Genomic DNA, 21,080 nt, shown 5'->3' on the forward strand with positions numbered 1-21,080 from the left:
GTGGACGCCAACTCCGCCGGGACCGCGGACGCCCTGGTGCTGGGCGGGGGGATCTCGGGGCTGCTGTCCGCCCGGGAACTCGCCGCTGCCGGGCACCGGGTAACGGTTCTTGAAGCGGGCCGGGAGTGGGGTGGTTGCGTGGGCAGCCATATAGTGGCCGGCCTCACCCTGGACAGCGGGGCCGAATCCTTCGCCACCCGCTCCGACGCCGTCGCCGCCCTGGCCGGCGAACTCGGCCTTTCCAGCCGGATTGTCCAGCCCCGGCCCGGCGGCGCCTGGGTGCAGCTGCCGGATGGTCCCCGTGAACTTCCCAAAACAGGGGTCCTGGGCATCCCCGCCAACCCGTGGGATCCGGAAGTGCGCCGCAGCCTGGGACTGCTTGGTTCCCTGCGGGCGTCGCTGGACCGGATCCTTCCCGCCTCCGCAGGCGCGGCCGCGGAGGTTGTGAGCGTAGCCGCGCTGGTGAAGGCAAGGATGGGCGGGCGTGTCCTGGAACGACTCGTGGCGCCGGTAGTGGGAGGCGTCCACTCAGCCGATCCCGCCCTGCTCGACGTCGACATGGTGGCACCGGGACTCCGGGACGGACTCCGCAAGCACGGCTCGCTGGCCGCCGCCGTCGCCGCCCAACGGCGCAACAGTGCCGGACCCGCCAAGGCAGGTTCCGCCGTCGCCGGCCTGGAAGGCGGCATGCACACCTTGGTCACCGCGCTGGTCGGCGATCTCCGAGCCCGGGACGTCACGCTCCTGACCGGCACACGTGCTGTGTCCGTAGCCAGGACATCGGAAGGCTGGCGCGTGGAGGCCGCCGGAAAGACGTACGACGCCGGCCTGCTGGCAGTTGCCGTCGATGGTCCGGCCGCCGTCGGCCTGCTGGAGCCAGCAGTTCCCGCCATCGCGGGCAAGAAGCCGGGCTCGGGGCCAGACGTGCAGCTTGTCACGCTGGTACTGGACAAGCCTGACCTGGACAGCCGCCCGCGGGGTACCGGCATCCTCGTTGCGCCGCAGACCCCTGGCGTCCGGGCCAAGGCCCTGACGCACGCGACCGGCAAATGGGACTGGCTCGCGGAGGCTGCGGGACCCGGACGGCATGTCCTTCGGCTCTCCTATGGGCGCGTCGAGGGGACGGGGAACCAGGGCGCCGGCCTTGATACCGATGACGAGCTCCTGGCCGCATCGCTGATGGACGCTTCGGCGCTGCTGGGCGTTGGGATCAGCCGGCAGGACGTTGTGGACTGGGACGTTGTCCGGTGGCCCGGCTCCCTGCCGTTTGCCGCCGTCGGACACCGTGCGCGGGTGAACGCGATCCGGAAAGCCTGCACCGCAGCCGGCCGCCTGGCCCTGGTGGGTGGCTGGGTAGCGGGCAACGGACTCGCCGCAGTGGTGTCCGACACAAAAGACCAGATCCGGAAGCTCACTGCCTGAACGTTGTTACTGGTCAGCCCGGCGAGTCCCTTTCACGGACCTCCCGGTGGCCGCCGTGCCGGGCTTTCGCCGGCTTTCATTTCCCCTCGCGGCATCGTTAGGGTCGATGACTATGGTTCAACACAAGTCCGAGCTTTCAATGTCCCGGACTGGTATCCATGGGGGAATCCGGCGCGGCGCTGCAGCCGCTGCAATCGGAGCGGTACTGGTTCTGTCCACAGGCGTCCCGGCGTCCCAAGCCACGGAAGGAACAGGCGATCCCGGTGACCCTGCGGCTCCGGCCGTGGACACCGCATCCCTGCCTCTGGTGGTCCCGCTGACGGCGCAGTCTGCCGAGGCGCGAGGGGACGCAGCCGGGCGGAACCGCGACAAGAGCCGCAGCGCTCTTGGTCACGACACCCCTGATGCACCTCCGGCGGCCACTGCCTCCGCTTCGGTCTCGGCCGTTCCCTCGGCGCTCCTTCCGGCCATCACCGCCACACTGTCGCCCAATCTGAGGTCGGCGCCGGCTACTACCACTAAGCCCTCACCCGTCCCGACGGCGGACGCTTCAACGTCCAGCACTCCGACCGCCACCAGGCCTGCCACGTCCGCTCCTTCGGGCTCCGCCGCGCCGCAGGGACCTTCTGCGTCTCCCGCTTCCCCGGCCCAGACCTCCGCCCCGGCATCTTCCGCCGCCGGAACCACGGCACCAGGGACGCCGGCTGCTGCCACCCCGTCAGCGGCTGCCCCTGCCTTGCCGGCCGCCGGCGGGCAAGCTTCGGATGCACAGGAAACGCCGGCGGCTTCGGCGGGTGCCACGGCAGAGCAGCGCAGCCCGGCCGGATCGGGCCAGGCAGACCTTCCGGGGGCCTCCAACGGTCAGTCCGGAACCGAAGCACCCGCAGGAACTGCCTCCAGCGCGGCAACAGCCGCGCAGGCGCCGCTCTATGCAGTGCCGCAGCCCGATTCGAAGTGGACGCCGTCCTATGCTGGAGCCACCCAGGCCAGCAGCGTGCGGAGCAACGCAGAGCTGAATACTCAGGCCGAGCCCAAGAGTGCACTGGTTTGGCTCGGCTCGGGACTGGTGGGAGTGGCCGGGGCTGCGGGGCTGGTCTTTTTCCGCCTGCGGAATCCGTAGGACCGGCCCTCGGCCCGGAGGGAAACGGGCGGGCATGTGACTTTAAGCACTTCTACGCTGTGTAGAACTCGCTGGTTTCGACTTGGCGGGTACGAAGGGGCAAACTTGTAACCATGAGCCACACTTCTGCCGAATCTGTCACTAAAACCGAAGAATCAGCCGAGCAGTTCTTCACCCTCTGGACGGTCTTCAAGCGCTCCGAAACCCTGATCCGCAGCGCTGACGCTGCCGCCGACTTCGAAGTGCTGCTGGAACGGCTGGCCCAGGGCGGCGTGACACACCGCGGCAGCTACGACGTATCCGCAATGCGTGCAGACGCGGACGTGATGGTCTGGCTCCACGGTCCCAAGCCCGAAGCCCTTCAGCAGGCCATCCGGGACATCCGCCGCAGCACGCTCTTCGCCGGAACCGAGATCGTATGGTCCGCCATGGGCGTGCACCGCGAAGCCGAGTTTGCCAAGAACCACACACCGGCGTACTCCCGGGGCGTTGCGCCGGCCGAATGGCTCTGCGTCTACCCGTTCGTCCGGTCCTACGAGTGGTACATCCTGCCCGAGGCCGAGCGCGGCAAGATGCTCCGCGACCACGGGCTGCTGGGCCGCGACTTCCCGCAGGTCATCTCCAACACCGTTTCCTCCTTCGCCCTGGGCGACTGGGAGTGGATCCTGGGGCTGGAGGCGCCCGACCTGGTGGACCTGGTGGACCTGATGCGCCACCTGCGCGCCACCGAGGCACGCAACCATGTCCGCGAGGAAATCCCGTTCTACACCGGCCGCCGCATTTCCGCCGCCGAGGTCGCCGAGGTGCTGGCATGAGCCCGCTCGAGGCGCGTGAACCGGCCGAAGTTACGGCCGTGAACCCCGTCACCGAGGCAGGACGGATGGCGCCGAAGAACTACGACGCCGTCCTGCTGGCCTCCTTCGGCGGGCCCGAGGGCCAGGAGGACGTCATCCCGTTCCTCCGCAACGTCACCCGCGGCCGCGGCATCCCGGACGAGCGGCTCGAGGAAGTGTCACACCACTACCGCGCCAATGGCGGCATCAGCCCCATCAACCAGCAGAACCGTGAACTGAAGGCGGCCCTCGAGGCAGAATTGTCCGCCCGGGCAATCGACCTTCCCGTGCTGTGGGGCAACCGCAACTGGGCACCGTACATCCCGCAGACCCTCCAGGATGCGTACGACGCCGGGCACCGCCGCCTGCTGATGGTCACCACGAGTGCCTACTCCTGTTACTCCAGCTGCCGCCAATACCGCGAGGACATCGGCATGGCATTGACCGAAACCGGCCTGGACGGCAGGCTCGAGGTGGACAAGGTGCGCCAGTACTTCGACCACCCCGGCTTCGTGGAACCCTTCATCGAAGGCACCGCCGCCGGCCTGGCCTCCGTCCGCGAGCAGCTCGCCGCCGCCGGCACCCCGGACGCGCCGGTCCAGATCCTGTTTGCCACCCACTCCATCCCCACCCGGGACGCCGAGGCTGCAGGCCGGTCAGAGGGCGAACCGCGCGAATTCGACGAGGGTTCGGCCTACGTGGCCCAACATCTGGCCACCGGTGCCGCAGTAATGCAGCGTGTCGAAGCGGAATCCGGCCTCACTGCGCCGTGGTCCCTGGTGTACCAGTCCCGTTCCGGCGCCCCGCACGTGCCCTGGCTGGAGCCGGACATCAACGACGCCATCGAGGAATTGGCCGGGCAGGGCGTGAAGGGCATTGTTATTGTGCCGCTCGGGTTTGTCAGCGACCACATGGAAGTCGTCTGGGACCTGGATACCGAAGCCCTGGAAACCTGCGCCAACCTTGGCCTTGCCGCCACCCGCGTGCCCACACCCGGCACACACCGCAAGTTCGTCAACGGCCTCGTGGACCTGATTTCAGAGCGGACGGTGGCCAACAACATCAGTGAACGTCCTGCCGTCACGTCCCTCGGGCCCTGGTACGACGTCTGCCGGCCAGGCTGCTGCGCAAACTTCCGCGGCGAAAAGCCAACCATCGCCGGTGCGGACACCACCGTGGGGACGGGCCACGATCCGTACCCGGGTGAAGCCGCAGCCGGCCAGGCAGGCGCCGCCGCTTCCAATACTGCCGGGGGAGCGCCGCAGCAGTGACGGTCCGCATTGGAACCCGCGCCAGCAAACTTGCACTCACCCAGACGCAGCAGACGGCGGACCAGCTGGCCGCCGTCGGAGGCTTCCCGGTGGAGCTCGTCCACATCAGGACCGACGGCGATGTCCTCACCGGTTCCCTGTCGCAGATGGGCGGCACCGGCGTTTTCGTCGCCGCCCTGCGCGACGCGCTGCTGCGCAGCGAGTGCGATGTGGCGATCCACTCACTCAAGGACCTGCCCACCGGCGCCGCCGTGGGGCTCAGCCTGGCGGCCACCCCGAAGCGGGTGGACGTCCGCGATGTCCTGTGCGCCCGTGACGGGCTCAAGCTTGCCGATCTCCCGTCCGGAGCGACGGTAGGGACGGGTTCACCCCGCCGGGCCGCCCAGCTCCGCGCCGCCCGCCCGGACCTGGACATCAAGGACATCCGCGGCAACGTGGACACCCGCCTGGGCAGGGTCCCCGGGCTGCCGGGCAACGCCACTTCCGAGGTGGTTCCGGGAAAGTCCTGCGATCTCGATGCTGTAGTACTGGCCGCAGCCGGACTGGAACGCATCGGCCGGCTGGACGCCGTCAGCGAATTCCTCGAACCAGACGTCATGCTGCCCGCCGCCGGCCAGGGATCGCTTGCCATCGAGTGCCGCACCGCCGACGCCCCGCCCCGGCCGGGCTCTGCAGAAGGCTCCAAGGAAGTCCTGGCCCAGGCACTGGCCGCCTTGGATGATCCGGACACCCGGCTGGCTGTCACTGCCGAACGCGCACTGCTGGCCCGCCTCGAGGCAGGGTGCGCGGCACCTGTGGGCGCGTACGCCTACCGCAAGGGCAGCATGCTCCACCTCGAAGCCGTAGTGTGCGCCGTGGACGGCACTGCTTCGGTCAGGGACAAGCGGGCGACCGACGGCCTGACGGAAGTGGGCGCCACCTTGTTGGGCATCGAACTCGCCGAGGTCCTCCTGGCCGGCGGTGCCGCCGATATCGCAGACCTGCAGGCTTCCTGAGCCCGCCATGCGACTGCTTTTCCGCCCCGTCAGGAATCCCCTTCCAGAGGAGGCATGAGTATGCCCGCAAGCGCATCAGGCAGTGGTTCCGGTCCCGGCACGCCAGCTGGCAAGCCGCTTGATGGGGTGCGGGTCCTGATCACCCGCAGCCCGGAACGTTCGCTGCCTCTTGTGGCGGCCCTTCAGGAGGCCGGCGCGCAGGCGGTGCTGCTGCCGCTGATCGACTTCGAACGCGCCGCGGACCAGCATTCACTGGACGTGGCCTGCGATGCACTGGGCGCCGGTGCCTTCGACTGGCTGGTGGTCACCAGCGCCACCACAGTCCATGTCCTCCTGGCCAAGGCGGCCGAACGAGGCCTCAGCCTGCGGCAGTGGATTCCTGCCGGCACCCGGATCGCAGCCGTGGGGCCGGCGTCCCGGAACCTCCTGGAAAGTGCCGGCCTGCCGGTGGAACTGACGCCCAGGGACGAACAATCTGCGGCGGGGCTCCTTGAAGTATGGCCGGCCGGTGCCGGGAAGGTCCTGCTGCCCCAGGCGGACATCGCACCGGCCCGGCTCGCCGAAGGGCTGACGGCGGCAGGCTGCCTCGTCACGGCGGTTACCGCCTACCGGACTGTTGATTACCCGGCGGCAGCGGAGCGGAGGCTCGCCATCCCGGCGGAGGACGGGGGACCCGGCCAGGTGCCGCCGTCGTACTCCCTGCTGGCGCCGGAAGCAGCGGCCGCTGAAATCGAAGCCGGACAAATTCACGCCGTGGTGGCCGCCTCGCCCAGCGCGGTGCGGCGGATCCATGGGCTCTCGCCGCTGCACGGCTGCCGGCTGGTGGCCATTGGACGGTCGACGGCGGAACAGGCCGCCGCGCTTGGCCTTCCCGTGGCGGCCATCGCCGCAGAGCCCACGCCGCAGGGGCTGGTAGCCGCCGTCGAGACGGCGCTCGCCCCGGGATGACGGCGGGGTGAGCCGCAGGTTGCGGACATCCGCCAGCGGGTACAAACACTTTCCACAGACAACGTGAAGGACGTCGAACATGACATTTCCGAGCCAACGCCCCCGCCGCCTGCGCACTACTCCCGCCATGCGCCGGCTGACCGCTGAAACACGGCTGGCGCCGGCCGAGCTGATCCTTCCCGCGTTCATCCGTGAAGGCCTGGCTGAGCCCAACCCGATCACGTCCATGCCGGGCGTTGTGCAGCACACCACTGACACGCTGAAACGGGCCGCGGCGGAAGCCGTTGAGCTGGGCCTGGGCGGAATCATGCTGTTCGGCATCCCCGAAACCCGGGACGCGGAGGGGACCGCCTCCCTGGATCCTGAGGGGGTCCTGAACAAGGCCATCCGGGATGTCCGGGCGGAGGTCGGCGATGACCTGGTGATCATGAGCGACGTGTGCCTGGACGAGTTCACGGACCACGGGCACTGCGGGGTGCTGGACGCCGACGGCTACGTGGACAACGACCGTACCGTTGAAATTTACGCCCGGATGGCAGTGGCCCAGGCCGACGCCGGCGCCCACATGCTGGGCCCCTCCGGAATGATGGACGGCCAGGTGGCCGCCATCCGGTCAGCGCTGGACCAGGCCGGGCACACCAACACCTCGGTTGTTGCCTACGCCGCCAAGTACGCCTCGGCCTTCTACGGTCCGTTCCGGGAAGCTGTGGACTCGCAGCTCAAGGGTGACCGGCGGACCTATCAGATGGACGCCGGCAACCGGACCGAAGCCCTCCGGGAGGTGGAACTGGACCTCGCCGAGGGAGCGGACGTGGTGATGGTGAAGCCGGCCATGAGCTACCTGGACATCGTTGCCGACGTGGCCGCCATGAGCCCGGTCCCCGTGGCCGCCTACCAGATCTCGGGGGAGTACGCCATGATCGAAGCCGCCGCTGCCAACGGCTGGATCGACCGCCGCGCGGCCATCACCGAATCGGTGCTGGGCATCCGCCGCGCCGGGGCCCACATGGTCCTGACCTACTGGGCCGCTGAGCTCGCTGGCTGGCTGAAGGAGTCCTGATGACTGAAGTCCCGGCCAGCCCCACAGCGCCGGTGGGCCCGCAGCGGATCCTGCTGGGGTTGAACACCTTCGGCGACGTTGGCGAGAACCCGGACGGCAGCCCGCAGCCGCATGCCCGGGTGCTGCGCCAGTTGCTGGAACAGGTGGAACTGGCGGACGCCGTCGGACTTCACGCCTTTGGTGTGGGGGAGCACCACCGCAAGGACTACGCGGTATCAGCGCCCGAGGTCTTCCTGGCGGCAGCCGCGGCCCGGACCACCCGGATCCGCCTCGGATCGGCCGTTACGGTGCTGAGCTCGGACGATCCCATCCGGGTGTTCCAGCGCTTCTCCACCGTGGACGCGCTCTCCAACGGCCGGGCCGAGGTAATGCTGGGGCGGGGCTCATTCATCGAATCCTTCCCGCTGTTCGGACTGGACCTTGCCGACTACGAGGTCCTGTTCGAGGAGAAGCTCGAGCTGTTCGACAAGGTCCGGGCACAGCAGCCGGTGCACTGGGAAGGCCGCACCAGGCCCGCCCTCGCCGGCCTGAGCGTATACCCGCCCCTGGAACACCACCTGCTGCCCACCTGGATCGGCGTGGGCGGAACCCCTGAGTCCGTGCTCCGCTGCGCGCAGTACGGCTACCCAATTATCTTCGCGATCATCGGTGGGCAGCCGCGCGGCTTCCGGCCCCTGGTGGACCTGTACCGGGAAGCCATGGCCAAATACGGCCACCCCATGCAGCAAATAGCCACGCACTCCCCGGGGCATGTGGCTGAGACCGACGAACAGGCCCGGGAGGAACTCTTCCCGCACTGGCTGAAGCTGCGGAACAAACTCGGAGCCGAACGCGGCTGGGGACCCGCCGGACGGGGCGAGTTCGAGGCCCTGTGCGCTCCGGAGGGTGCCCTCTATGTCGGTTCGCCGGATACGGTGGCGCAAAAAATTGTCCAGCTCAAGCAGAACCTGGGCGTTGACCGCTTCGACTTCAAGTACAGCAACGGCCCCCTGCCGCACTCGGCGATGATGCGCTCCATCGAGCTGCTGGGTACGCAGGTGATGCCCCGGGTGGCTGAACTGCTGGCCGCCGATAACCAGCCGGCAAACTGAGAGAATAGGAACCATGACTTCCAGCAATCCTCGCAACGAGGCACTCTTCGACCGCGCCCGCCAGCTGATGCCGGGCGGGGTCAACTCCCCGGTCCGCGCCTTCGGGTCCGTTGGCGGAACGCCGCGCTTTATGGTTTCCGCCAAAGGCCCGTACCTGACCGACGCCGACGGCAAGGAATACGTGGACCTGGTCTGCTCGTGGGGCCCGGCGCTGCTCGGCCACGCGCACCCGGCAGTGCTGGAGGCCGTCCACGCCGCCGTGGACCGCGGGCTCTCCTTCGGCGCGTCAACGCCTGATGAGGCCAACCTGGCGGAAATCGTCAAAGAGCGCGTACCCGCCGTTGAACGCCTCCGGATGGTCTCCACCGGCACCGAAGCCACCATGACGGCTGTCCGGCTTGCCCGCGGCTTCACCGGCCGGAACCTCATCATCAAGTTTGCCGGCTGCTACCACGGCCACCTGGACGGCTTGCTCGCCGCTGCCGGCTCGGGCGTGGCAACCCTCGCCCTGCCCGGTTCCGCCGGTGTTACCGAAGCTACGGCCGCGGAAACCCTGGTGCTGCCGTACAACGACCTCGCGGCCGTCAAGGAAGCGTTCGCCACCCACGGGCCCAACATCGCTGCCGTGATCACCGAGGCCGCGCCGGCCAACATGGGCGTAGTAACACCTGAAGAAGGCTTCAACCTGGGCCTGTCCAGGATCACCCGGGAACACGGAGCGCTGCTCATCGTCGACGAGGTCCTCACTGGATTCCGCACCGGGTACTCGGGCTACTGGGGCCTCACGGGCGGGGCGTCGGACGCTGCCGAGCCGTGGACGCCGGACCTGCTTACCTTCGGCAAGGTCATCGGCGGAGGAATGCCGACGGCGGCCCTCGGCGGGCGTGCCGACGTGATGGACTACCTCGCCCCCACAGGCCCCGTGTACCAGGCAGGCACCCTGTCCGGAAACCCGGTGGCGATGGCCGCCGGCGTGGCCACGCTGACCCACGCCACGCGTGACGTTTACTCCTTCATTGACGTCCGCTCGCTGGAGCTGTCCTCGGCGCTGTCCAATGCCCTGGACGCCGCCGGTGTGGACCACTCCATCCAGTTCGCCGGAAACCTGTTCTCGGTGGCGTTCGGCACCTCCGCCCACGGCGTCCACAACTACGCCGACGCCCAGGCGCAGGAAGCCTTCCGGTACGCGCCGTTCTTCCACTCCATGCTGGAATCCGGCGTCTACCTGCCGCCGTCCGTCTTCGAAGCCTGGTTCCTGTCCGCCGCGCACGACGACGCCGCCATGAACCGGATCTTCGACGCCCTTCCCGCCGCGGCAAAGGCTGCCGCAGCCGCCCAGGGGTAGGGACCCCGGCGAGTCCCGCCGTCGTCCGCTTAAACTCCGCGAGATGGCACTTTACGGCAATGCCGGCACGTGGAACTGCCGTTAAATGCCATCTCGCGGAAATAAAAATCCCCGGTTGCATTCCGCGACCGGGGATTTTCCTTTGATGCTTAAGGAGTTACAGGACGTCCGAGAGGAAGCCCCTGAGGCGCTCGGTTTCCGGGGCGCTGAAGATCTTCTCGGGCGGACCGGACTCCACCACCACGCCGGCGTCCATAAATGTCACGGTGTCCGACACATTGCGGGAGAAGCCCATTTCGTGGGTCACCACCACCATGGTCATGCCGCCCTTCGCGAGGTCGGTCATCAGCGCCAGGACGCCCTTGACCAGTTCCGGGTCCAGCGCGGAGGTGGCCTCGTCAAAGAACATCACTTCCGGCTTCATGGCCAGTGCGCGGGCGATGGCAACGCGCTGCTGCTGGCCGCCGGAGAGGTTCGCCGGACGGGCTTCAGCCTTGTGCTTCAGGCCCACCAGGTCCAGCTGCTCCAGGGCTTCGGCGCGGGCCTGGTCCTTGGACAGCTTGCGCAGCTTCCGCAGCGCCAGGGACACGTTGTCCACCACCGTCTTGTGCGGGAACAGGTTGAACTGCTGGAACACCATGCCGATCCGCTGCCGGAGCTCATCCGGATTGTCCTTGAGGACCGAACGGCCATCGAGGAGGATATCGCCCTGGTCCGGCTCGATCAGCCGGTTCATCACCCGAAGGAGCGTGGATTTGCCGGAACCGGACGGGCCGATCACGGAGGCTGTGGTGCCCTTCTCCACGTGCAGGTCAATGCCGCGCAGGACGTGGTTGTGCCCGAACGAGAGGTGCAGGTTCTTGCCGGTCAGGGTTCCGGAAGCGAAGTCCGTCATGCCTGTGCCCCCTTGCCGATAGGTGCCGCCAGCTCATCCGGTTCCTTCTTTTCCGGCTTGCCGGTACGCAGCCGGTTGTCGATGAAGTTCACGAAGTGGGTGAGCGGGACGGTCAGGATCAGGTACAGCACACCGGCTGCCACCAGCGGTGAGAGGTTGCCCGTGTTGGCCATGGCGTCATTGCCGATCCGGAAGATTTCCCGGTCGGAAGCTGCGAGGCCGAGCATGAACACCAGCGAGGAATCCTTGAGCAGCGAGATGAACTGGTTCACCAGCGCGGGAAGGACCCGCCGGATGCCCTGCGGCACCACCACGAGGCGCATCGAACTGCCGTAGCTGAAACCCAGCGCCCGCGAGGCCTCCAACTGGCCTTTCTCCACGCTCTGGATGCCGGAGCGGAAGATCTCACCAATGTAGGCGGCGGCGATCAGCGTCAGGGCAAGGATGCCCAGCGGGTAAGGGTTCCGGGACCCGGTGATTTCCCGGGCAATGGGGCTAAGCCCGATCCCGATCACCAGGATCACCAGGATGGCCGGGAGGCCGCGGAAGATGTCGGTGTAGATGCGTGCCACCCAACGGGCTCCCGCATTGCGTGAGATACCCATCATGGCCAGCCCCAGCCCCAGCAGGGAGCCGAGGATGCCGGAGGCAACGGCCAGGATCAGGGTGTTGGGCAAGCCCACCATGAGCAGGGCGGGAATGACTTTGGCCATTTCCTCCCAGTTGAAGAAGGTGTCAGCCAGCTGGTCCAAGAGATCCATAAACGTCCCGGCTCAATCAGCTCTGGGGAACCGTGGCGGCCTTGCTGCCCGGCTTCCAGTCAGTCGGCATCTCGCGGTCCGGGTACCATTCCTTGGTCAGTTTGGTCCAGGTTCCGTCGGCGATGACAGCGTCCAGGCCGGAGTTCAGCGCGTCGATCAACGGCTGGTTGTCCTTGGCCACGGCGTAGGCGGTGAAGTTCTGGGTGTTGACGACGGATTCGACGATCGCGGTGCCGTCGCCTTCCTTGACCTGGCCGGTGGCCTGCTGCGACGGGGCCACCCAGGCGTCCACCTGGCCGTTGCGCACGTTGGCGTAAACAGTGGCGTAGTCCGGGAAACGGATCGGCTCAAGCTTGAGGGTGTTGGTGACGTAGTCATCCTGGACGGTGCCCTGGACCACACCGATGCGCAGATCGCCCTTCAGGTCCGCGAAACCCTTGATGCCGCTGTCGGTCTTGGCAACCACGGCCATGAAGCCGAAGTCATAGCCGTTGGTGAAGCCAACGTTCTGGCGGCGGGCGTCCGTGGTGGAGATGGAGGAGGACCCGACGTCGAACTGCTTGGTGGAAACCTGGGAGAGCAGGGCGGAGAAGTCCGTGGCAACGAATTCGACCTCAAGGCCGAGCTTGCCGGCGATGGCGCGCAGCAGTTCGTTGTCGTAGCCGGTGAACTTGCCGGAAGGGTCAATGAAGATGTTCGGCGGGGCGTCCGAGAGGGTGCCCACCTCGAGCTTGCCTTCGGTGTTCAGGCCCAGCTTGGACTTGTCGATCTGGTCCACCGGGGTAACGCTGGCGGTGGTGTATTTGTCCAGCGTCTGCTGGTCACTGCCGGCGAGGGCGTCCGTGGGGGTGCCGCTCGGCTGGGCGGATCCTGAGCCGCACGCTGCCAGGGAAACCGCCAGGGCGATTGCCACGGGAGCGGTTGTCAGCCACTTCATCGCTTTGATTTTCATCAGGTAGTCGCTTTCATTGAGTCATAAGTCAACCGGGCCGCAAGGCTGCGCTGGTGGCGCCTGGCACCTGCCCGGTGCTGGTCAAGCTGGGCCAGGGCAGGGGTGACCGCAAAACTAAATTGTCTCACTTCGCCCATTTGCGACCGTGAGCTGAATAATCAGGAGCCAGGAGCGCAGAAAGTCCGAATAAAGTTCGGATAAACTCTCCGAGCTGCTTGCAGCTGCTTTAAGAGCAGCCAGCCCAGCGAATCCTGAGGTGAAGAATTCCGCCCGGTTATGAAGCGATGTGACTGATATCTCTGTGGGAATCGGCCGGCCTGGCTAAAAACCGCCGGTGCTGGCGTCCTGCGGCGGGAGTACAGGCCAGTCGCCCTCAATAACGGCAGCGGGTTTGGTCTTGCGCAGGTAGCCCTGGAAGTCCTCGGCCTGGCTCACAGCCCAATCCACCTGAAGCTGGTGCAGCTGACTGGCCGGCATGCTGAGTTTGGGAAACTTGCCGGCCATGGCGTCCAGGACCCGCAGTGTTGCCAGGGCATCCGCAGCAGACGTGTGGGCATTGTCCAGGACCACACCGTACTCTTCGCACAACGCCGTGAGGGTGCGCTTGCCCTTGCGGTAGCGGTCCACGTGCTTGTTCATGATGTACGGGTCCAGGACCGGAAACCGGGTAAGTTGCGGCACCCCGTAGCGGGCTGATTCGGCCGCGAGCACGGTGAAGTCGTAGCTGGCGTTGAACGCGATGACGGGGACGCCGTCGTCGAACAGGGCCTGGAGTACGGCCGCAAGTTCCTGGGTCACCTCATGGGCCGGCCGGCCGTCGCGCCTGGCCTGCTCAGTGGTGATGCCGTGGACGTCACTGGCCTCGGTGGGAATGTCGACGCCCGGATCCGCCAGCCACTCATGCTCCGCGATGACGTCGCCCTTATGGTCCACCACTGTGACAGATGCGGTGACAATTCGGGCCGCACGCGAGTTGCGTCCGGTGGTTTCGAGGTCGAAGGCTGCGCGGGGGAGGGTGTTCCAGGTGCTCATGAATCCACGCTAAGGGGGACCGCCGACAATTCCCGGGAGCGCCACTGCCGATAGATTGGATCAATGCGGATTGAGTATGTGGAGGCGGTATTGGCCATCGTGCGGCTGGTACCGCCGGGGTCCGCAGTCTCGTATGGTGACGTCGCCGAACTCCTGGGATCGGGCGGGCCCAGGCAGGTTGGCTCGGTTATGAGCCACTACGGCAGTGGCGTTCCCTGGTGGCGGATCCTCAAAGCGAGCGGACACGCGCCCGAAGGCCATGGTGCGGAAGCGCTCCGCCAGTACCGGCAGGAGGGAACCCCCCTCCGCGGCGCTTATGACGCCTACCTGCGAACGGGGGAAGGCTCCTGGCGCGTGGACCTGGCAGCTGCGCGATGGGCCCCGAATGATGGAGACTTTGAGCACATCGACACAATTGCGGCCCAGCTTGAGCGCGCGCTCCGGCAATTGTCGGTGGCTGATGATGGAATGTCGGCGTGACAGTAACAGTTCCTTTTACAGATCCGCTTGACGAGTACCGTGAACCGGCAGATCCCGGCACCGGATTCGATGCCCTGGCTGGAGCAGCGCACGACGACGGCGCCCTGGCTGCGGATGCAGGGCGCCAGGGTGCGCCGGGCTTTGCGGGCCTCAGGTTGCTGCCGCCGCGGCACCTCCATGCCGAGGCGCCGTCGCTGACGCCCGATCAACAGGCGGCCGTTGACGTGGCCCAAGGGTCCGGGCCTGTGCTGGTTCCGGGAGCGCCCGGAACGGGTAAAACCACTGTCCTCATCGAAGCGGCAGTCACACGGGTCTTCCGCGACGGCCTGGATCCCGAACGGATACTGATCCTGGCCCCCAGCAGGCTCGCGGCCGATTCCATCCGGGACCGGTTCACGGCCCGGCTCAACAGAAGCCTCAGCACCACCCCCGCCCGGACGTGGGCGTCCTATGCCTTTGACGTGATCCGCCGGGCCAAGGCCGAGGGTGTGCTGCCGCTCGCAAGGCCGCCCCGGCTCCTTTCCGGACCGGAGCAGGACCTCATCATCAAGGAACTCCTTGAAGGCCACCGCCTGCCGGGACTGGAACTTCCCTGGCCTGACGATCTCGCAGGAGCGCTGGAAACACGCGGTTTCCGGCACGAGGTGCGCCAGCTCTTCGACCGCGTTATCGAATCGGGCCTGACCGCCGGTGACCTCGCGGACCTTGGCCGGCGGTGCGGCAGGCCGGACTGGTCGGCTGCCGCGGCTCTGTACGCCGAGTATCGGGACGTCCTTGACCTGCGGATGCCTGAGGCCTTTGATCCTGCCGGCATCATCACAGCTGCCCGCCAGGTCTTCCAGGATGCCCCGGATTTCCTTGCCGCCGAGCGTGCGCGCCTGCAGCTGATCGTGGTGGATGATGTCCAGGAAGCCAACCCCGCTGTCTTCGAGCTGCTGGCGGACATCGCCCGTGGGCAGGACTGCTATGTGGCCTCGTCGCCGGACACAGTAGTCCAGGGGTTCCGCGGAGCCCGGCCGGACCTGGTCGCGGAACTGCCGGGGCTGCTCGCACCGGGCATTCCGGTCCTGGAACGTCCGCTCCGATATGCGCACCGCCACGCCCCTGAACTGACCGAAGCGTGGCTGGGGGTTGCGGGCCGGATTTCCCAGCGGGCCGGAGGACAGTTGGCCAGGCAGCTCGAGCCGGTGCAGGGCCGGCCGCACGGAGCGGTGGAGGCCCACCTTGTGCCGTCCCCCGTGCACGAGCTCAGGTACGTTGCCCAGCGGATCCTTGACCAGCACATCAACCACGGCCGGGACCTGTCCGAGATGGCGGTGATCGTGCGGAACGGGGCGCAGGTCAGTGAACTGCAGCGGTATCTGTCCGGCCAGGGGATTCCCGTCCGTGTTCCGGTAGCGGAATCTGCCGTCCGGGATGAGGTCGCAGTGCGTCCGCTGCTGGATGCCTTCGCCGTCGCCCTCGATCCTGACCTCCTGACCCCCGAAACAGCTGTATCCCTTCTGACTTCGCGGGTGGGGGGCGCCACCTCCATCGAGTTGCGCCGGCTGCGGCAATCATTGAGGCGCGAAGAGCTGCTGGGGGGAGGCGGACGCGCCAGCGATACCTTGCTCGGTGAGGCCCTCCTGGAGCCCGGTGCCCTGTCCACCCTTGGCCTGGAGGGCCGGGCCGCACGCCGCACGGCACGCATGATCCAAGCCGGCCGCCAGGCCGCCGCCGAACCGGGCGCCAACGCCGAGTCAGTGCTGTGGGCATTGTGGAACTCCACCGGCCTGGCTGCCGCCTGGACCGAGACGGCGCTCGCGGGCGGACCGCACGGAGCCCGCGCCGACCGCGATCTCGATGCCATGATGGCGCTGTTCCACACAGCGGAGCGCTACGTCGACCAGGTGCCCGGTGCCGGACCGGAGCAGTTCCTGGAATACCTGCTGAACCAGGAACTCCCCATGGACACACTGGCTGCCAGGGCCCAGGTGGATGACGCCGTCGAGCTCATGACGCCCGCCAGCGCAGCCGGAAGGGAATGGCCGGTAGTCCTGGTGGCCGGCCTCCAGGAAGGTGTGTGGCCCAATACCCGGCTCCGCGGCGAGCTTCTGGGCAGCACCCTCTACGCCGATGCGGTGGAGCATGGAGTTGACTATGCGATGCAGCGGGACCCGCTGAGCCGGCTCCGGGATATCCGCTACGACGAACTGCGCAGCTTTTCCACGGCCGTGTCCCGGGCACGTGAACTCCTGATCTGCACCGCCGTCTCCTCCGAAGACGATCAGCCGTCTTCGTTCCTGGACTACGTGGCTCCGCTGGATCCGGGCCAGGAAGGCAGGGCATTCACACCGGTGGAACGTCCCATGACCCTGCGGGCACTCGTGGCCGAACTCCGGCAGTATGCCCAGCTGGACGGAAGGCATGAAGCTGAGGCTGCTGAAGCGGTGAAGGTCCTCGCGGGGCTGGCCGCTGCGGAGCCGCCGGTCCCCGGTGCGCATCCGGACAGCTGGTGGGCATTGCCGCCGCTGACGTCGTCCGCAGCTGTGGTTCCGGCCGGCGGAACGGTGTTTGTGTCGCCGTCGAAGGTGGAGACAGTCCGGAAGTCCCCGCTTGACTGGTTCGTGCAGGCCGCCGGAGGTGAGGCCGCCACCGACTTCGCCAGGAGCCTGGGCACGCTTGTCCATGCCATCGCCCAGGAACTTCCGGATGCATCGGGGGCAGAGTATGTGGCCGAGCTGGTCCGCCGCTGGCCGGCCCTGGGCATGAAGGACAACTGGGAGGGCCGGCTGGACTACCAGCGCGCGGAAGCGATGGTGCGGAAGCTTGCCCAGTACGTGCTGGTGATGAGGAGTGAGGGCCGGAGCCTGCTGGGCGTGGAACAGGACTTTGATGTGACCCTCCCGGAGGTGGCTGTTGATGATGGCCCGGCCCGGGCAGCGGTCCTTCGGGGGCAGGTTGACCGCCTGGAAATCGACCGTGAAGGCAGGCTGGTCATCGTGGACCTCAAAACCGGTAAGCGCCAGCCGGGCAAGGCGGAGCTGTCCGCTCATCCGCAGCTTGGCGCCTACCAGGCTGCGGTCCTCGCAGGGGGCTTCGACAACGGGGAGGGCAGTGCCCCAAATATTCCAGGCGGCGCAGTCCTTGCCCAGCTGGGGACCGGGGCCAAGAGTCCCGCCATCCAACAGCAGGATCCCTTGGATCCGCAGGAGAACTGGGCCATGGACATGGTGATGGAGGCCGCTGCCGTGATGGGCGGCAGCACATTCGAAGCCAGGCATGACCCCTCCAAGGGGAGCCATGGCGGCCATGGCTGCCGGCTGCCGGAAGTGTGTCCTTTGTGCGTGCGGGGAAGGCAGGTTACGGAATGAGCCCGGATCCAAACGTGGACAGGCCTGGTGTTCCCGAACCGCGGTTCACCCCGGAAGAGCTTTCCGGGCTGCTGGGGGAGAAAAACGTTCCCACGCCGGAGCAGTCCGCCATCATCAGCTCACCGCTGACGCCCCGGCTGGTCATCGCCGGCGCGGGGTCGGGCAAAACGGCCACGATGGCTGACCGCGTGGTCTGGCTGGTCGCCAACGGCTGGGTACGGCCGGAGGAAGTCCTGGGTGTGACGTTCACCCGGAAAGCCGCCGGCGAACTGGCCTCGCGGATACGTGCAAAGCTGGCATCCCTGCAACGGCTGGCCAACCAGGACGGCGGGTTCCGGTTGTTCCCCGAGCAGCCGGTCTCCAGCGATTCGCTGGAACCCAAGGTGTCCACCTACCATTCCTTCGCCAGCGGCATCGTGTCCGACTACGGGCTGCGGCTCGGCGTGGAACGGGACGTGGTCCTCCTCGGCGGCGCGCAGGCGTGGCAGCTGGCCAGCGAAGTGGTGGAAGCCTACGACGGCGAATACACCCACTTCCGCGCTGCGAAATCCACCCTGGTCAAGGCCGTTATCCAACTCGCCGGCGAATGCGCGGAGCACCTCCAGGAGCCCGAGGACGTCGAAGCCTGGCTGATGGCGCGGCTTTCGGAGTTTGAGTCCCTTCCGTATATGGCAGACAAAAAGAAGAACCCTCCCCAGTCGGCGGCCGAGCTTGCCGGGATGCTGCGCACCCGGGCCAGCGTGGCGGACATGGTGGGCCGCTACGCGGCGGCCAAGCGGGCGCGGGGAGCGCTGGACTTCGGCGACCTGGTGGCGCTCGCAGCCAAGGTGGCGCAGGATGTTCCCCTGGCCGCGCAGATGGAGCGGCAACGCTACAAAGTGGTGCTGCTCGACGAATTCCAGGACACCTCGTACGCGCAGCTGGTGCTGTTCTCGCGCCTCTTCGGCGGCGGCCATGCGGTGACTGCGGTGGGCGACCCGAACCAGTCCATCTATGGTTTCCGCGGGGCGTCGGCCGGGCAGCTCTTCCATTTCGTCCGAGAGTTCCCAGTGCGCACCGGACCTGCGGATGCACCCGGGAACTGGGCTCCGGCGCCCACGTCCTACCTGACCACAGCCTGGCGGAACGGGCGGTCCATCCTGTCGGCAGCAAACGTGATGTCCGAGTCCCTGGGCAAGGCAGCCGCAGCGCGCGGACCGGCCGGCGGGGGCAGCGCACCCGGCGGAGGCGGGACGGCAGCCGCTGACGTCCCGCCATTACAGCCCAGCCCGTACGCCGTCGACGGCACTGTGGTCCTGGGGCGGTTCGGCACCGATGTGGACGAAGCGGCCGCAGTGGCGGACGACGTCCTCAAGTACCGGGTAACGGACTTTGAGCTGAAGCCGGACGGTACGCCCGTGCCCCCGGCCATCGCCGTGCTGTGCCGCCGCCGCGCCCAGATGGAAACCGTCCGGCGCCAGTTTGAGGCACGTGGTATCCCTTACGAAATCGTGGGGCTTGGCGGACTCCTGGACACCCCGGAGATCGTAGACCTGGTGGCCACCCTGCGTGTCCTCGCAGACCCCGGCCGATCCGATTCCCTGATGCGGCTCCTTGCCGGTGCCCGCTGGCGCATCGGTCCGGCTGACCTGATGGCCCTGCGGGACTGGTCCAGCCAGTTGGCGCGCCGGCGCGGACAGCCGGCCGTGAAGACTGGTAACGACCGGTCCATGGACGAGCAGCCCGACGACGGCAGCGACACCGTCCTGGAGGGGGACCTGACGGACGGTGCCAGCCTGGTGGAAGCCCTGGACTGGCTGCCGCGGGAGGGGTGGACGTCTGCTCACGGTCGTTCGCTCAGCGGTGCCGCGCGCGGCCGGCTTGCCCGCCTGTCGGCCGAGCTCCGGCAACTCCGGGGCTATCTCGGCGATGACCTCACCACCCTTTTGGGTGAAGTGGAGCGCGCCATGCTGCTGGACATCGAGGTGGCGGCGCGGCCGGGCATCAGCATCCACCAGGCCCGCCGCAACCTCGATGCGTTCCAGGACGCAGCCGCCGGGTTCCTGCGGACGTCCCAGCGGGTGGATATCCTGGCTTTCCTGTCGTGGCTGGAAGCTGCGGCTGCGGAAGAAAACGGGCTGGAAGCGCCGGCCTCAGACGTCAACCGCGAAGCGGTGCAACTCCTCACGGTCCATGCATCCAAGGGCCTGGAATGGGACGTCGTTTTTGTTCCGGGGCTTAATGCAGGGGCCTTTCCCAGCGACAGGGACTCCCGCTGGAGCAGCGGCTCGGCCGCCCTGCCCTGGCCGCTCCGTGGCGACAGGGCAGATCTTCCGCAGTGGGACCTCGACCAGCCGGACCAGAAGGGCTGGCTGGACGCGGAAAAGGAATTCAAGGCCGCGGTCCAGGCCCACGGGGAATCGGAAGAACGCCGCCTTGCGTATGTGGCGTACACCAGGGCCAAGCACGTGCTGTGGGTATCGAGCGCCGCGTGGGTCGGATCCCGGGCAGGGCGGGCGGACATGTCGCCGTTCCTCGCCGAGCTCGAGCCGCTGGCAACTGTGGCTGGCGGCAAGGCTCCTGCCGCGGTAGTCCATCCGGCGTCGCAGGATGAAGCTTCCCTGCCGGAGTCCAGCCCGCTGACCCTGGAGACGGAAGTTGCCAGCTGGCCCTACGATCCCCTCGAGGGCCCGGTGGATCCGCGCACAGGGGACCGCCTGCGCCTGTCCTCCGGACGGCGCGAGGCCATGGAGGCCGCAGCAGCCAAGGTGCTCGCTGCACTGGAACACCACGGACAGGAGCCTTCTACGGCTCTCGGCGGGGCGGCGCAACAGGACGGTGACACATCCGAGAGCAAGCAGCTCAACGGGGTGGCGCGGGGATGGGCACGGGAAGCAGCGTTGCTGCTGGAACGCCGGTCCAGGAGGTCCGCCGGCCGCGATGTGCACCTTCCGGGCCACATCTCCGCCTCCACACTGGTGGAGCTGCGGGAGGACGCAACTGCAGTGCTGGGGAGGCTCCGCAGGCCCGTGCCGCGGGAACCCGGGATGTCAGCACGGAAGGGAACGGCCTTCCACTCATGGGTGGAGGAATACTTCGGCGCTGCAGGCATGCTCGACTTGGACGAAGCTCCCGGTTCCGATGACCACATCGATGCCGCCTATGACTTGGACGCCATGGTGGCAACCTTCAAGGCGTCCCCTTGGGCAAACCGGTCACCGGCCTTTGTCGAAGTGCCGGTGGAGACGCGTGTGGGAGATGTTGTGGTGCGCGGGCGGATTGATGCAGTGTTCCGCCATGCGGACGGCAGGTGGGACCTGGTGGACTGGAAAACCGGACGGCGGCCCTCCGCTGGCGCACTGAAGACGAAAGCCGTGCAGCTTGCCGTGTACCGGCTGGCCTGGGCGCGGCTGAAGGATGTACCGCTGGAGGAGGTGCGGGCCGCCTTTTTCTACGTTGCAGATAACGAGGTGGTAAGGCCACACGATCTCGGATCAGCCCGCGAGCTGGAGCGGATCGTCAGCGCTGCCCTTAGTTCTTAGG

General features: G+C 67.5%; 16 protein-coding genes. 12 read left to right on the plus strand and 4 right to left on the minus strand.

Annotated elements, in window-relative coordinates; translation table 11 throughout:
• The 9 genes from hemG (at position 1) to hemL (ending at position 10,085) form a co-directional block, all read left to right on the plus strand.
• A complete protein-coding gene (gene hemG, locus BMX78_RS01250) occupies positions 1–1,422 on the plus strand; it encodes a protoporphyrinogen oxidase (protein ID WP_091415418.1) in 1,422 nt (473 codons plus the stop codon).
• 106 nt (positions 1,423–1,528) lie between these two features.
• Positions 1,529–2,542 (plus strand): hypothetical protein, encoded by a 1,014-nt coding sequence (locus tag BMX78_RS22670; RefSeq protein WP_139204855.1) that lies wholly within the window; start codon positions 1,529–1,531, stop codon positions 2,540–2,542.
• Positions 2,543–2,655: 113 nt separating this feature from the next.
• The gene (gene hemQ / locus BMX78_RS01265; protein WP_091415425.1) at positions 2,656–3,357 is read left to right on the plus strand and encodes a hydrogen peroxide-dependent heme synthase; all 702 of its coding nucleotides are present in this window, start codon (positions 2,656–2,658) and stop codon (positions 3,355–3,357) included.
• The gene (locus tag BMX78_RS01270; protein ID WP_091415426.1) at positions 3,354–4,646 is read left to right on the plus strand and encodes a ferrochelatase; all 1,293 of its coding nucleotides are present in this window, start codon (positions 3,354–3,356) and stop codon (positions 4,644–4,646) included. Before hemQ ends, BMX78_RS01270 begins: the two co-directional genes overlap by 4 nt.
• The gene (gene hemC / locus BMX78_RS01275) at positions 4,643–5,641 is read left to right on the plus strand and encodes a hydroxymethylbilane synthase (protein WP_091415429.1); all 999 of its coding nucleotides are present in this window, start codon (positions 4,643–4,645) and stop codon (positions 5,639–5,641) included. The genes BMX78_RS01270 and hemC overlap by 4 nt, the downstream gene beginning before the upstream one ends.
• Before the next feature lie 60 nt (positions 5,642–5,701).
• The gene (locus tag BMX78_RS01280) at positions 5,702–6,589 is read left to right on the plus strand and encodes a uroporphyrinogen-III synthase (RefSeq protein ID WP_091415431.1); all 888 of its coding nucleotides are present in this window, start codon (positions 5,702–5,704) and stop codon (positions 6,587–6,589) included.
• Positions 6,590–6,668: 79 nt separating this feature from the next.
• Entirely contained in the window at positions 6,669–7,649 is a 981-nt protein-coding gene (hemB, locus tag BMX78_RS01285) for a porphobilinogen synthase (protein ID WP_091415433.1), read from the plus strand.
• The gene (locus tag BMX78_RS01290) at positions 7,649–8,740 is read left to right on the plus strand and encodes an LLM class flavin-dependent oxidoreductase (RefSeq protein ID WP_091415435.1); all 1,092 of its coding nucleotides are present in this window, start codon (positions 7,649–7,651) and stop codon (positions 8,738–8,740) included. Before hemB ends, BMX78_RS01290 begins: the two co-directional genes overlap by 1 nt.
• 13 nt (positions 8,741–8,753) lie before the next feature.
• Positions 8,754–10,085 carry a glutamate-1-semialdehyde 2,1-aminomutase gene (gene hemL / locus BMX78_RS01295; RefSeq protein ID WP_091415437.1) on the plus strand — a complete coding sequence of 444 codons (1,332 nt, stop codon included), beginning with the start codon at positions 8,754–8,756 and terminating at the stop codon, positions 10,083–10,085.
• Between the two features lie 157 nt (positions 10,086–10,242).
• Here the strand turns inward: hemL and BMX78_RS01300 are convergent, their stop codons facing one another.
• From BMX78_RS01300 to BMX78_RS01315, 4 genes are all read right to left on the minus strand, one after another.
• Positions 10,243–10,980, minus strand: coding sequence for an amino acid ABC transporter ATP-binding protein (locus BMX78_RS01300; protein WP_091415438.1), 738 nt, complete (start codon positions 10,978–10,980; stop codon positions 10,243–10,245).
• Complete coding sequence (locus BMX78_RS01305; RefSeq protein ID WP_091415441.1) at positions 10,977–11,741, minus strand: amino acid ABC transporter permease; 765 nt, start codon at positions 11,739–11,741, stop codon at positions 10,977–10,979. The genes BMX78_RS01300 and BMX78_RS01305 overlap by 4 nt, the downstream gene beginning before the upstream one ends.
• A gap of 16 nt (positions 11,742–11,757) precedes the next feature.
• Positions 11,758–12,693: a substrate-binding periplasmic protein gene (locus BMX78_RS01310; RefSeq protein ID WP_091415443.1), complete on the minus strand. Its 936-nt coding sequence runs from the start codon at positions 12,691–12,693 to the stop codon at positions 11,758–11,760.
• A gap of 321 nt (positions 12,694–13,014) precedes the next feature.
• Positions 13,015–13,725 carry a 3'-5' exonuclease gene (locus tag BMX78_RS01315; RefSeq protein WP_091415445.1) on the minus strand — a complete coding sequence of 237 codons (711 nt, stop codon included), beginning with the start codon at positions 13,723–13,725 and terminating at the stop codon, positions 13,015–13,017.
• A gap of 63 nt (positions 13,726–13,788) precedes the next feature.
• Here BMX78_RS01315 and BMX78_RS01320 point away from each other — a divergent pair, with 63 nt between their 5' ends.
• From BMX78_RS01320 to BMX78_RS01330, 3 genes are all read left to right on the plus strand, one after another.
• A complete protein-coding gene (locus BMX78_RS01320) occupies positions 13,789–14,205 on the plus strand; it encodes an MGMT family protein (RefSeq protein WP_091415448.1) in 417 nt (138 codons plus the stop codon).
• 104 nt (positions 14,206–14,309) lie between these two features.
• Positions 14,310–17,558, plus strand: a complete 3,249-nt coding sequence (locus BMX78_RS01325) for an ATP-dependent helicase (RefSeq protein WP_502686263.1) — start codon at positions 14,310–14,312, stop codon at positions 17,556–17,558.
• Positions 17,555–21,079 (plus strand): ATP-dependent helicase, encoded by a 3,525-nt coding sequence (locus tag BMX78_RS01330; protein WP_091415453.1) that lies wholly within the window; start codon positions 17,555–17,557, stop codon positions 21,077–21,079. The genes BMX78_RS01325 and BMX78_RS01330 overlap by 4 nt, the downstream gene beginning before the upstream one ends.
• Position 21,080 lies beyond the last annotated feature (1 nt).

This window comes from Arthrobacter sp. OV608 (genome assembly GCA_900110595.1).
Lineage (GTDB): Bacteria > Actinomycetota > Actinomycetes > Actinomycetales > Micrococcaceae > Arthrobacter.